General features: G+C 67.0%; 12 protein-coding genes. 11 read left to right on the top strand and 1 reads right to left on the bottom strand.

Annotation, left to right across the window (positions count from 1 at the left end):
• The first annotated feature begins 2 nt into the window (after nucleotides 1–2).
• The 4 genes from BPODLACK_RS12925 (at nucleotide 3) to BPODLACK_RS12940 (ending at nucleotide 5,372) form a co-directional block, all read left to right on the top strand.
• Complete coding sequence (locus tag BPODLACK_RS12925; RefSeq protein WP_159405441.1) at nucleotides 3–1,967, top strand: YhgE/Pip domain-containing protein; 1,965 nt, start codon at nucleotides 3–5, stop codon at nucleotides 1,965–1,967.
• Between the two features lie 111 nt (nucleotides 1,968–2,078).
• Complete coding sequence (locus tag BPODLACK_RS12930; protein ID WP_006435184.1) at nucleotides 2,079–3,488, top strand: glutamate decarboxylase; 1,410 nt, start codon at nucleotides 2,079–2,081, stop codon at nucleotides 3,486–3,488.
• A 95-nt stretch (nucleotides 3,489–3,583) separates the two neighbouring features.
• A complete protein-coding gene (locus BPODLACK_RS12935; protein ID WP_006435185.1) occupies nucleotides 3,584–4,258 on the top strand; it encodes a hypothetical protein in 675 nt (224 codons plus the stop codon).
• A gap of 67 nt (nucleotides 4,259–4,325) precedes the next feature.
• The gene (locus BPODLACK_RS12940) at nucleotides 4,326–5,372 is read left to right on the top strand and encodes a helix-turn-helix domain-containing protein (protein ID WP_159405442.1); all 1,047 of its coding nucleotides are present in this window, start codon (nucleotides 4,326–4,328) and stop codon (nucleotides 5,370–5,372) included.
• A 19-nt stretch (nucleotides 5,373–5,391) separates the two neighbouring features.
• On the opposite strand, the gene BPODLACK_RS12945 is transcribed toward BPODLACK_RS12940, so the two are convergent.
• On the bottom strand, nucleotides 5,392–6,705 hold the full coding sequence (locus BPODLACK_RS12945) for a UDP-N-acetylmuramoyl-tripeptide--D-alanyl-D-alanine ligase (RefSeq protein ID WP_159405443.1): 1,314 nt from the start codon (nucleotides 6,703–6,705) through the stop codon (nucleotides 5,392–5,394).
• A gap of 333 nt (nucleotides 6,706–7,038) precedes the next feature.
• Here BPODLACK_RS12945 and BPODLACK_RS12950 point away from each other — a divergent pair, with 333 nt between their 5' ends.
• From BPODLACK_RS12950 to nuoE, 7 genes are all read left to right on the top strand, one after another.
• Complete coding sequence (locus tag BPODLACK_RS12950; RefSeq protein WP_006435188.1) at nucleotides 7,039–8,115, top strand: D-alanine--D-alanine ligase family protein; 1,077 nt, start codon at nucleotides 7,039–7,041, stop codon at nucleotides 8,113–8,115.
• A gap of 104 nt (nucleotides 8,116–8,219) precedes the next feature.
• A complete protein-coding gene (locus tag BPODLACK_RS12955; protein ID WP_006435189.1) occupies nucleotides 8,220–8,630 on the top strand; it encodes a hypothetical protein in 411 nt (136 codons plus the stop codon).
• Between the two features lie 159 nt (nucleotides 8,631–8,789).
• Entirely contained in the window at nucleotides 8,790–9,197 is a 408-nt protein-coding gene (locus BPODLACK_RS12960) for an NADH-quinone oxidoreductase subunit A (RefSeq protein ID WP_006435190.1), read from the top strand.
• A 40-nt stretch (nucleotides 9,198–9,237) separates the two neighbouring features.
• Complete coding sequence (locus BPODLACK_RS12965) at nucleotides 9,238–9,792, top strand: NuoB/complex I 20 kDa subunit family protein (RefSeq protein ID WP_006358935.1); 555 nt, start codon at nucleotides 9,238–9,240, stop codon at nucleotides 9,790–9,792.
• A complete protein-coding gene (locus tag BPODLACK_RS12970) occupies nucleotides 9,789–10,493 on the top strand; it encodes an NADH-quinone oxidoreductase subunit C (RefSeq protein WP_024498748.1) in 705 nt (234 codons plus the stop codon). Before BPODLACK_RS12965 ends, BPODLACK_RS12970 begins: the two co-directional genes overlap by 4 nt.
• Nucleotides 10,493–11,854, top strand: coding sequence for an NADH dehydrogenase (quinone) subunit D (gene nuoD / locus BPODLACK_RS12975; RefSeq protein WP_006435192.1), 1,362 nt, complete (start codon nucleotides 10,493–10,495; stop codon nucleotides 11,852–11,854). Before BPODLACK_RS12970 ends, nuoD begins: the two co-directional genes overlap by 1 nt.
• A partial coding sequence (nuoE, locus tag BPODLACK_RS12980; RefSeq protein WP_236577666.1) for an NADH-quinone oxidoreductase subunit NuoE occupies nucleotides 11,851–12,594 on the top strand: 744 nt, incomplete at its 3' end. The genes nuoD and nuoE, both read left to right, overlap by 4 nt.

Genomic DNA, 12,594 nt, shown 5'->3' on the forward strand with positions numbered 1-12,594 from the left:
ACATGTTTGCCGCATTCTCGCCGGGCAGCGACATCAAGCGCTACTACCGGGGACGGATGCCCCGGCTGGCGCTCGTGGTCATCATGCTCATGCCGCTCCTGTACGGCGCGATGTACCTGTGGGCGTTCTGGAATCCGTTCGCCGCCGCCGACAAGATCCCGGTCGCCCTCGTGAACGAGGACACCGGCGCGGTCGTCGAGGGACAGAAGCTCGACGCCGGCGCCCAGGTCGCCGCGGGGCTGATCGAGTCCAAGCAGCTCGATCTGCACGAGGTGTCCGCTGCCGAGGCGGCCGACGGTGTCGCGCACGGCAAGTACTACTTCTCGATCACCCTGCCCGCCGACTTCAGTTCGGCGATCGCGTCACCCACGAGCGACAAGCCGCGCTCGGCGCCGCTGGTGTTCACCTACAACGACGCCAACAACTACCTGGCGACGATCATCGGCCAGGACGCCGCGCAGCAGGTCGTCAACAAGGTCAGTGCACAGGTCGGGGCCCAGACCTTCGACATCGTCCTCAACGACGTGGGAACCGTCGCGGGCAAGCTGACCACCGCGGCGGACGGCGCGAACGAACTGGCCGCCGGCCTGAAGACCGCCAACACGGGTGCTCAGGAGATCGCCACCAACCTGGTGACCGCGAAGAACGGCGCCGCCGAACTCGCCGGCGGTCTCGGCGAACTCGACTCCGCACTGCTCCGCGCGACCGACCCGCTGCTCGCGGCGATCGGCAACGGAGATCAGACCGGCCTCACCGCCGCGGAGGTGAACGCGGCCGCAGATCGCCTGGCCCGCAACGCCGGAGCCGCGTCGAACGAACTCACCACCGCGGCGAATCAGCAATCGCAGGCCAGCAAGGGACTGGAGTCGGTCATCGCCCGGCTCGGCGCCTCCTCGGACCCTGCGATGCGTGGTCTCGCCGAAGCCCTCAACCCGGCGCGGCAGTTCCTGCGCACCAACGGTCTCGGACCGGATGCGAACAACCAGCTCACCCAGCTGAACAGCGATGCCACTCTGCTCTCTCAGCAGCTCGGCAACCCGAACAGCCCCCTCCGACTCGGTCTCACCCTGGTCGAGGACGGCGGCTTGCGCAACGACATCATCGCCGCACGCGGCGCCGCCGACGAATTGAAGAGCGGTTCCGCCGAACTCAGCACCGGTCTCGGTGAGCTGAGCGCGGGCGCCGACCAACTCGCCGCCGGCACCGAGCAGTTGGCCGCGGGCTCGGCCGAACTGGCATCGGGTCTGGACGAGGGCGTCAAGGCCATCCCGTCCTGGAGCAGCGAGCAGAAGAAGGAGATCGCCTCGACGCTGGCGCAGCCCGTCGAGTTGCAGGAGGACTACACACACGAGGCACCGACCTTCGGAACGGGTTTCGCCCCCTTCTTCATGTCCCTGGCATTGTTCGTCGGCGGCATCATCACGTGGATGTTGTTGACGCCCTTGCAGTCCCGCCCGATCGTGCAGGGCTTCTCGTCTCTGCGCGTCGTATTGGCCTCGTACGCACCCGCGTTCGCCATCGGCTTCATCCAGGCGACCATCCTGTACTCGGTGGTCACCTTCGCCGTCGGACTGCGAGCCGAGTACCCGATATCCATATTCTTGTACCTGTTGCTCGTCGTCGCCACCTTCATGGCGATGATCCAGATGTTCAACGCCGTGTTCGACGTGGCAGTCGGACGTGTTGTGACACTGGCATTCCTGATGATCCAGCTGGTCTCCGCGGGCGGTATCTACCCTGTGCCGACCACGGCCACACCGTTCCAGTACATCCACTACGTGGACCCGATGACCTACACCGTGGAGGGCCTCCGACAACTCACGGTCGGCGGCATCGACTACCGATTGTGGCTCGCCATCGGCGTCCTCAGCGGTATCACGGTGGCCTGCCTGCTCATCTCGTCGTGGGCCGCCCGCCGAAACCGCCAGTACACGATGGACCGTCTGTATCCGCCGGTGGAAGTCTAGGGAGGTCGTGACAGGCAAGCCCCCGTGACTGTCGTCTACCTCGAGTAGATCGCTTCAACCGCCCCATTTCCGGTATTGAGCGCCTTAGCATCTGAACACCAGGAGGAATACATGACACGCAAATCGACTTCACATGCCCGCACGAACACGAACATCGGCGACAACCTCAATCTGCGTACCGTCTTCACCCGCCCGGGTGAGGCCACCGATCTGCCGAAGTTCTCACTGGCCGACGACATGCTGCTGCCGGAGACCGCCTACCAGATCGTCCACGACGAGGCGATGCTCGACGGCAACGCCCGCCTGAACCTCGCGACCTTCGTCTCGACCTGGATGGACGGCGAGGCGAAGAAGCTGTACTCCGAGACCGTCGACAAGAACATGATCGACAAGGACGAGTACCCGCAGACGGCGGCCATCGAGGACCGCTGCTGGAAGATCCTCGCCGACCTGTGGCACAACCCGGACGTCGACCAGGCCATCGGCACCTCGACCATCGGTTCGTCGGAGGCCTGCATGCTCGGCGGCCTGGCTCTCAAGCGCCACTGGCAGGCCCGCCGCAAGGCCGAGGGCAAGTCGATCGAGAAGCCGAACCTGGTGCTCTCCACCGCTGTCCAGGTGTGCTGGGAGAAGTTCTGCAACTACTTCGAGGTCGAGCCGCGCTGGGTGCCGATCAGCCCGGAGCACATGGTCCTCGACGGCCACGAGCTCGAGAAGTACGTCGACGAGAACACCATCGGTGTCGTCGCGATCATGGGTCAGACCTACACCGGCATGTACGAGCCGGTGAAGCAGATCGCCGCCAAGCTCGACCAGATCCAGGCCGACACCGGCCTGGACGTGAAGATCCACGTCGACGGCGCGTCGGGTGCGATGATCGCACCGTTCTGCCAGCCCGACCTCGAGTGGGACTTCCGCGTCGAGCGCGTCGTCTCGATCAACACCTCCGGCCACAAGTTCGGTCTCGTCTATCCCGGCGTCGGCTGGATCGTGTGGCGCGACACCGAGGCACTGCCGGAGAGCATGGTCTTCCACTGCAGCTACCTCGGTGGCGACATGCCCACCCTGGCGCTGAACTTCTCTCGTCCCGGCGCCCAGGTGCTGCTGCAGTACTACCAGTTCCTGCGTCTCGGCCGTGAGGGCTACCGCCAGGTGCAGCAGGGTTCGCTCGACGTCGCGCAGTGGCTGTCGTCGCAGATCGCCGAGATCGACGCCTTCGAACTCGTCAGCAAAGGTGACACCATCCCGGTGTTCGCGTGGCGCCTGAAGTCCGGTCACACCGACAACTGGAACCTGTACGACCTGTCGGATCGCCTGCGCATGAAGGGTTGGCTGGTCCCCGCCTACCCGATGGCCGACGATCTCGCCGACCTGACCGTCCAGCGCATCGTGGTCCGTGCCGGCCTCAGCCACGACCTCGCCCGCGCCCTGATCGCGGACATCCAGACCGAGGTCGAGTTCCTCGATCGTCTCGAGGGCCCGATGCCTGTCGAGGGCGATCGGTCGCACTTCCACCACTGATCGCCGAGCCCCTCGGCGATTCGGATCTCCTGTCCCCGGCCTGGCATCCCCTTCCAGGCCGGGGACGCATCGTCGCATACACAGACAGGTAGAAAATGAGCATTGCCGCGTCATCCCCCAGGCGCAGCGAGATCTTCATCCCGACACTGAACAAACAGTGCTGGGGCTTCATGATCGGTTCGGCGTTGTTCGCGCTGGGCTCCGCACCCGGTTTCGGCTCCTGGGCAGGGGCGGCGACCGTCAACGTCTGCTACTTCGTCGGTGCCTGGTTCTTCACCGCCGCAGGCCTCATGCAGCTCTTGCTGAGCGGCCCCGTGACCACGCGCGTCGACTACGGAAACGGCGTCATGGTGCGGGCCGACTGGCTCTCGGCGGCAACCCAATCGCTCGGCACGGTACTGTTCAACGTGAGCACCACCGCCGCCTTGACCGCACACGCCGTTGTGTCACAACGCGATCTGGTCTGGGCGCCCGATGCGGGCGGGTCCATCGCCTTCCTCCTCAGCGGCTTCCTCGCGGTCCGCGGATACCGGCATGCACACCGCTTCTTCGATCCCGGAGCTCGTTCCTGGTGGTCGGTCCAGATCAATCTCCTGGGCTGCATCGCGTTCAGGGTAGCGGCCGTCGGCTCCTACATCTCCGAGGCCGGCGTGACCGTCGACGCAATCCTGGCGAATGTCGGGACGTTCATCGGTGCGATCTGCTTCTTCCTGACGTCCTTGCTGGTCCTGCCGGCGTGGGACCGCAGCACTTCGGGTGGGTCGGTATGACCCGGACGCACACACACCGGCGATCGCCCCGTCCCGGCCAGGGCGATCCCGCACCGGGGAGCCGGCGATGACCGAGTTGTTCCGCGACAACGGCTCGCCTCCTCCACTGCCGCCGCAGATGATCGAAACGTGGGAGCGCCGAGTCGGCATCCACCGCAGCATCATCCAACCCGAACCGATCCGGCTCAGCGGCCCCGAGGGTATGCGCCACTACGGGCAGCACGTCGAGGTGCACACCGACGACCCCGACTCCTTCGACTCGCTGATGTACGTTCGTCAGCTGTCGATGATCGGCACATTCTGCAGCCTCCACACCCCGCTGCAGGTTTCTCGGAACCCGCGCCTCATCGACGAGCAGCCCTCCGAGGACCTCGTGATCGGGGTGCACACCCTGGAGGGCCGGCACATCATCCGGCAGGGGTCGCGCGACTTCGCGTACGGGCCTGGTCAACTGGCCTTCGTCAGCAACGCGTCGCCGTATCTCGAGCGGACCTTCGAGATCAATGACCCGGCCGGGCTGGTGATCCCGCTCGAACTCCTGGGGAACCAGCGCCGTATCGCCGAACGAGCACGCCGGCCGGTGGCCTCTCACACACTGTTGGCACGCGCCACCGCGTCGTTCATCCTGCAGTTCGCGTCGGACACCGCGGTCGGCGTCTCCGAGCCAGATCCGGACACCGAGATGGCCGCCATCGAACTGGTACGCGCTGCGCTCGGACAGCTCGACTACGACAATCGGCAGATCACCGACAACGCGCTCTTCGTGCGGGAAGCGGTCTCCGACCTCATCGAGCGTCATCACCGCGACCCGTCGTTCACGCCGAACACGATCGCCCGCTACCTGCACATCAGCCGTCGTCAGCTGTACCGGCACTACGAGGACACCGAGGACTCGCTGGCCGCGCGCATCGCCGACCGTAGGCTGAAGACCGCCTGCGAGCTCCTCCGAACACGTCCCGACTTGGCGGTTTCCGAGGTGGCGCGGATCTCCGGCTTCCCGTCGAGTCCCACTATGCGCAACCGCTTCCGAGCCGAACTCGGGCTCGGCCCGAGCGAGTATCGCGCCCGTGCCGCCGCCGAGAACGAGGCGTCGGGATCCTGGGACCACGTGTGAGCGACGGCTGAGGCGGCTCTCAGCGCAGCAGTGCTTGGGCCACCCGCTCCAGAGCGGCGACGCGACTCCCCTTGACCAGCACCGCATCTCCCCCGGCGAGGTCGCCGAGCGCGGCAACCGCCTCGTCGACGCCGGAGGTGTGGCGCGCGGTGTCGCCGTAGTTCGGTTCGTCGACCGCGATGACCTCGATGCCGAGCTCGCGTGCCTCCAGCGCGATCGCGAGGTGCTGCCCGGGCGAATCCGCACCGAGTTCGGCCATCGTGCCGAGGACCGCGACGCGTCGTCCCGCCGGTAGCGCGGCGAGCGACTTCAGCGCCGCCGACATCGACGTCGGGTTCGCGTTGTAGGCGTCGTTCAGCACCGTCGCGCCGTCCGAGGTCCTGGCGAGTTCCATTCGCAGACCGGACAATCCAGCTGCCGACAGACCACTCGCGATGTCCTCGATCGCCACTCCGAGGCCGCCCCCGGCGGCGGCCGCCGCGAGCGCATTGGGAACCTGGTGCTCACCCCGCGCCCCCAGTCGCACGTCGGTGGAACCCCACGGCGTGTGCAGACGGAAGGATGCCCGCAGCTCGTCGTCGACGACGATGTCCGAGGCGTATACGTCGGCATCGGGCGACAGGCCGTACCGCAACACCCGGGCCGAGGTGCGGTCCGCCATCGCCGCCACATAACGGTGGTCGGCGTTCAGAACGGCGATCCCGTCGGCCGGAAGGGACTCGACCAGCTCCCCCTTCGCGCGGGCCACCGACTCGATGTCCCCGAAGAGTTCCAGATGCACGCCTTCCACGCGGGTGATGACGCCGACGGTCGGCCTCGCGATGGAGCACAGCAGGTCGATGTGGCCGATCCCGCGGGCACCCATCTCGAGGACGACGGCCTCGACGTCGTCGGCGGCGCCGGCGAGCGTCAGCGGGAGTCCCAGCTCGTTGTTGAAGGATTTCTCACTCGCCGCGGTCCGATAGGTGGTCTGCAGCACGCCGGCGAGGAGGTCCTTGGTCGAGGTCTTGCCGACCGACCCGGTGATCCCGACGACGCGGTCGGGAATGCGGCGGCGGACCGCGCGACCGAGGTCGGCGAGCGCGAGCGCGGTGTCCGGGACCCTGATGGCGGTGCCGCGGGTGGCCTCGTCCTGCGAGGTGAAGTAGGCCGCCGCGCCGCTTTCGAGGGCCGCCGGGATGAAGTCGTGGCCGTCGCGTTCGGCGACGATCGGCACGAACAGCTGCCCCGGCCGGACGCTGCGCGAGTCGATGCTCGCCCCGTCGATCTGCACGTCGGCACCGATCAACTCGCCACCGACCGAAGCCGCGATCTCACTCGCCAAGAAATGCACGACCTCACGCTAGCCGACGGGCGGTGTCCGATTCCCCGAGCCGCCTCGGTGCTGACCTCGACACGCGGCGTCCTCGCTGCGCTCGGTCGTCGCGGCTCGGCCGGCAGAGGGGTTGAGCCGGCACCGAGCGGAGCAGGCGCGTACCTCCGCCGGTTGAGCCGGCACCGAGCGGAGCAGGCGCGTACCTCCGCCGGTTGAGCCGGCACCGAGCGGAGCAGGCGCGTACCTCCGCCGGTTGAGCCGGCACCGAGCGGAGCGAGGAGCCGTGTCGAAATCCACAACCGGCCACTCCACCCCGAGAACTCGGTGGCCCGGGGCCGTATCGTGACATGCATGTCTTCGCGGCTCCTGCGTCTGGTCGTCCTCTACGGCGGGGTCTCCGCCGAACACGATGTGTCACGGGTCACGGCCGCGCACGTGCTCGCCGCCGCCGACCGGGCGAAATACGACCTGGTCCCCATCGGCATCGCCAAGGACGGCACCTGGCTGCGGAACGACAAGGCGATCGCCGCGATCGCCGACGGCACCGAGCTCCCCGACGTCCTGGAGGTGGCGGGCACCGTCGTCGAGCCGCTGGCCGAACTCCGCGGCCACGCCGACGAGGCGATCACCGTCGTGCTGCCGCTGCTGCATGGTCCGCACGGCGAGGACGGCACCATCCAGGGGATGCTCGAGCTGTTCAAGCTGCCGTACGTCGGCGCCGGGGTGCTCTCGTCTGCGCTGTGCATGGACAAGGCGATGGCGAAGATCGTCGCTGCGCAGGCCGGCATCCCGCAGTGCCGCTGGGTCGAGTTCCGCGACGGCGTCGACGACCCGGACACCATCGTCTCGCGGGCCGTCGACGAGCTCGGACTCCCGGTGTTCGTGAAGCCTGCGAACCTCGGGTCGTCGGTCGGCATCACCAAGGCGCACGACGAGCGCGAGTTGGACTCCGCCATCAACCTGGCCCTTCGCTACGACGACGTGGTGATCATCGAGGAGAACATCACCGGTCGCGAGATCGAGGTCGCCGTCCTCGGCGACACGGCCCCCGAGACCTCGGTGCCCGGTGAGATCGAACCCGGCAGCGAGTTCTACGACTACGAGGACAAGTACGTCACCGGCGCCGCCCGGCTCGTCATCCCCGCGGTACTGCCGGACGACGCGATCGCCGAGGTCAGGGAGCTCGCCGCCCGGACGTTCACGGCGATGCGATGCACCGGCATGGCGCGGGTGGACTTCTTCTACGAGGCAGCCGGGCGAGGGTGGCTGCTCAACGAGGTCAACACCATCCCGGGGTTCACGCCCGGCTCGATGTACCCGAAGCTGTGGGAGGCCACCGGAGTGTCCTACCCCGACCTCATCGACCAGCTCGTCACCTTCGCGCTCGAGGTCCACCGGCGGCGCGTCGGGTTCTCGACCGAACACTGAGCTGCCCCTCCGGCCGTTCCGGACCCCCGCCCGCACGGCACCGACGGCCGACGCGCGGGCCAAGTCACCCGAACCCGGCGTCGAACGGCGGTAGCATCGCACGCGTGACCCCCACCCAGGCTGCCCGGTCGCTGCGCGTGCTGGTCTATTCCGACGATTGCGAGACCCGGGCCCAGGTCATCGGTGCACTCGGCACCCGGCCGTCCCAGAGCATCCCCGAACTCAGCTTCATCGAAGTCGCCACGGCTCCAATGGTGTTCGCCCAGCTCGACGCCGGCGTGGTCGACGCGGTGATCGCCGACGGCGAGGCTTCCCCGGCAGGCGGGATGGGGATCGCCAAGCAGATGAAGGACGAACTCGACCCGAGCCCTCCCGTCCTGGTGCTGCTCGGCCGCGCCGACGACCGCTGGCTCGCCGAATGGTCGCGGGCCGATGCCGTCGCGCCACTTCCGGTCGACCCTCTGGGGCTTCCACAGGCCTTCGTCCAGATGGTCGAGAAACGCCGAAACGTCTGAAACAGGTGACTCCCGCGGGACGAACACCTAGGCTTGTGGTGTAGCTCACAACCGCGTCCGGAGGTTCCGACCGAACCCCTGACACGGGCAGGACAATCGCCGAGCCGGAGCCGCCCACCAGGTGTTTCCGGCCGACCGGAGCGAGGAGGAGTCCACGCTTTGAACGCCTACGTCCCGATCATGATCCTCGGGGCAATCGGCGTGGCGTTTGCCGTTTTCAGCGTCTTCATCGGCGTCGCGATCGGTCCGAAACGGTACAACCGCGCCAAACTCGAGGCGTACGAGTGCGGCATCGAACCGGTGGGACAGAGTCTCCTGACTCCCGCCTCCCGTCGCGGAGGCGCCGGCCCCACCTTCACCGGCCCGATCCAGCGAGTGCCGGTCAAGTACTACCTCACCGCGATGCTGTTCATCATCTTCGACATCGAGATCGTCTTCCTCTACCCCTGGGCCGTCGCCTTCGACTCCTTCGGCTGGTTCGGCCTCGCGGCCATGCTCTTGTTCATCGTCAACGTCTCGGTCGCCTACGCCTATGAATGGCGCCGCGGCGGACTGAGCTGGGACTGAGGACTTTTCACCCGGTCAAGCGTCTGCAAGGAGGTCAGTCATGGGACTCGAGGAACGACTCCCCAGCGGTTTCCTGCTGAGCACCGTCGAGGATCTCGCCGGCTTCATGCGCAAGGGGTCGCTGTGGCCGGCCACCTTCGGGCTCGCCTGCTGCGCAATCGAGATGATGTCCACCACGTCGGGCCGGTACGACCTCGCACGGTTCGGCATGGAGGCCTTCCGCGCATCGCCGCGGCAGGCGGACCTGATGATCGTCGCCGGTCGCGTGAGTCAGAAGATGGCGCCGGTCCTCCGGCAGATCTACGACCAGATGGTCGAACCGAAATGGGTTCTGGCGATGGGGGTCTGTGCATCGTCCGGCGGGATGTTCAACAACTACGCGATCGTCCAGGGTGTCGACCACGTCGTACCCGTGGACATCTACCTCCCCGGTTGTCCGCCCCGTCCCGAGATGCTGCTGAACGCAATCCTCAAGCTGCACGAGAAGATCCAGGAGATGCCGCTCGGGGTGAACCGCGAGGAGGCCATCTGGGCCGCGGAACGTGCTGCGTTGCAGTCGACTCCGACCATCGAGATGAAGGGGTTGCTGCGATGACCGAACTCGGCATGCCCGACCCCCATCCCCGAGACCTCAAGCCACCCGACCCCGAGGTCATCGGCGTCCGCCATGGACTGTTCGGCGCACCCGGCACGGGCGACACCTCCGGATACGGAGGACTGATCGATCCGATCACCCTGCCGCCCGGTTCGACTCGCCCCTACGGCAGCTACTTCGACGAGATCGCCGACGTCCTGGCAGCCGAACTCGGCGACACCTACGACGCCGCCGTCGAGAAGGTGGTCGTCTTCCGCGACGAGATGACCGTCCACGTCGCGCGGGAACATCTGCCCTCGGTCGCACTCACCCTCCGCAACGCACCCGGGCTGCGGTTCGAGCTGTGCCTGGGGGTCAACGGAGTCCACTACCCCGGTGACACCGACCGTGAACTGCACGCCGTCTATCCCCTGGCCTCGCTGACCCACAACCGCCGCGTGCGTCTCGAGGTGTCGGCGCCCGACGCCGATCCACACATCCCGAGCCTCTGCGACATCTACCCCACCAACGACTGGCACGAACGCGAGACCTACGACTTCTTCGGCATCGTCTTCGACGGCCACCGATCGCTGACGCGCATCGAGATGCCCGATGACTGGGAGGGACATCCACAGCGCAAGGACTACCCGCTCGGCGGAGTACCCATCGAGTACAAGGGAACCCGCGTCGACCCACCAGACCGGAGGAGGTCGTACAGCTGATGCCCGACACAGCCACCGGATCGTCGAAACCCCGATCCTCCTCCGCACGCGGGGAGACACCGCCGCGCACCTACACCGTCTCGGGGCAGGACTGGGATTCCATCGTCTCCGACGTCCGCACTCGCGCCGAACAGCAACCCGGCGACGAACGCATCGTCGTCAACATGGGACCCCAGCACCCGTCGACGCACGGCGTCCTGCGCCTCATCCTGGAGATCGAGGGCGAGACGGTCACCGAGGCACGCTGCGGAATCGGGTACCTGCACACCGGGATCGAGAAGAATCTCGAGTACCGGAACTGGATGCAGGGCGTCACGTTCGTCACCCGGATGGACTACTTGTCGCCGTTCTTCAACGAGACCGCATACTGCCTCGGCGTCGAGAAGCTCCTCGGGATCACCGACGACATCCCGGAGCGTGCCACCGTCATCCGCGTCATGCTGATGGAATTGAACCGAATCAGCAGCCACCTCGTGGCACTGGCGACCGGGGGTATGGAACTCGGCGCCGTCACCGCCATGTTCCTCGGGTTCCGGGAGCGCGAACTGATCCTAGACCTCTTCGAACTCATCACCGGTCTGCGCATGAACCATGCCTACATCCGCCCCGGCGGGGTGGCCCAGGACCTGCCGCATGATGGACCCGAACAGGTCGCCAAGGTCCTCGCAGAACTTCCGGGACGCCTGGACGAGCTCGGAGATCTGCTGAACGACAACTACATCTGGAAGGCACGGACGCAGAACGTCGGATACCTGGATCTGACCGGCTGCATGGCGCTCGGCATCACCGGACCGGTCTTGCGGTCGACCGGCTATCCACACGATCTGCGAAGGTCGCAGCCGTACTGCGGCTACGAGACCTACGACTTCGACGTCATCACCGCCGACACGTGTGACTCGTACGGACGCTATCTCATCCGCGTCAAGGAGATGCGCGAGTCGATCCGCATCGTCGAGCAGTGTCTCGAGCGGCTCCGTCCCGGCCCGGTGATGGTCGCCGACCGGAAGTTGGCCTGGCCGGCGGATCTCGCGCTCGGCCCCGACGGTCTCGGCAACTCACCCGAGCACATCGCCCGGATCATGGGTACCTCGATGGAGGCGCTGATCCATCACTTCAAGTTGGTCACCGAGGGTATGCGGGTGCCGGCCGGGCAGTGCTACATCGCGGTCGAGTCCCCCCGCGGTGAACTCGGTGTCCACCTGGTCAGCGATGGCGGCACCCGACCCTATCGCGTCCACTTCCGCGATCCGTCGTTCACGAATCTGCAAGCGGTGGCGGCGATGTGCGAAGGCGGCATGGTCGCCGACGTGATCACCGCGGTGGCCAGTATCGACCCGGTGATGGGAGGCGTGGACCGATGACCGATCCCGTATTCGTGGACCTGTCCACCTCCCCGCCGACCGAAGACGGCGCGCCCGCACAGTGCACCCCGGCGCCGACCATCACCTTCGATGGCCCGTCGGCATACCCGACCGAGGTCGCCGAACGCCTCGCCGAGCAGGCGGCGCCGATCATCGCGCGCTACCCGCAGGCGCGGTCGGCGCTTCTGCCCCTGCTCCACCTGGTGCAGTCCGAGGACGGTCACATCACCCGGGCGGGGATCGAATTCTGTGCGGGTCAGCTCGATCTGACTGCGGCACAGGTGGCCTCGGTCGCGACCTTCTACTCGATGTACCGCCGTTCGCCGACCGGCGAATACCTCGTCGGCGTGTGCACCAACACGTTGTGCGCCACCCTCGGCGGCGACGAGATCCTCCGCGCGGTCTGCGACCACCTCGGTGTCCAGCCCGGGGACACCACCTCGGACGCCCGCATCACGGTCGAACACGTCGAATGCAACGCCGCCTGCGACTTCGCGCCCGTGGTGATGGTGAACTGGGAGTTCTTCGACAACCAGACACCGGAGTCGACGATCGAACTCGTCGAGGACCTCCGTGCCGGTGTCGGCGTCGAACCCGCCCGCGGCACCGGGAGGGTGCGCTCGTTCCGCCAGACCGAACTCGAGCTCGCCGGCGCCGGGCCCGCAACGCCACCCCCGCCGGTTGAGCCGGCACCGAGCGCAACGAAGCCACCCCCGCCGGTTGAGCCGGCACCGAGCGCA

The organism is Gordonia sp. YY1 (assembly GCF_009872315.1).
GTDB classification, from domain to species: domain Bacteria; phylum Actinomycetota; class Actinomycetes; order Mycobacteriales; family Mycobacteriaceae; genus Gordonia; species Gordonia amicalis.

Coding starts and splice junctions, on each gene's coding strand:
- BPODLACK_RS12925 (WP_159405441.1), top strand. CDS start 3: ATGTTTGCCGCATTCTCGCCGGGCAGCGACATCAAGCGCTACTACCGG.
- BPODLACK_RS12930 (WP_006435184.1), top strand. CDS start 2,079: ATGACACGCAAATCGACTTCACATGCCCGCACGAACACGAACATCGGC.
- BPODLACK_RS12935 (WP_006435185.1), top strand. CDS start 3,584: ATGAGCATTGCCGCGTCATCCCCCAGGCGCAGCGAGATCTTCATCCCG.
- BPODLACK_RS12940 (WP_159405442.1), top strand. CDS start 4,326: ATGACCGAGTTGTTCCGCGACAACGGCTCGCCTCCTCCACTGCCGCCG.
- BPODLACK_RS12950 (WP_006435188.1), top strand. CDS start 7,039: ATGTCTTCGCGGCTCCTGCGTCTGGTCGTCCTCTACGGCGGGGTCTCC.
- BPODLACK_RS12965 (WP_006358935.1), top strand. CDS start 9,238: ATGGGACTCGAGGAACGACTCCCCAGCGGTTTCCTGCTGAGCACCGTC.
- BPODLACK_RS12970 (WP_024498748.1), top strand. CDS start 9,789: ATGACCGAACTCGGCATGCCCGACCCCCATCCCCGAGACCTCAAGCCA.
- nuoD (WP_006435192.1), top strand. CDS start 10,493: ATGCCCGACACAGCCACCGGATCGTCGAAACCCCGATCCTCCTCCGCA.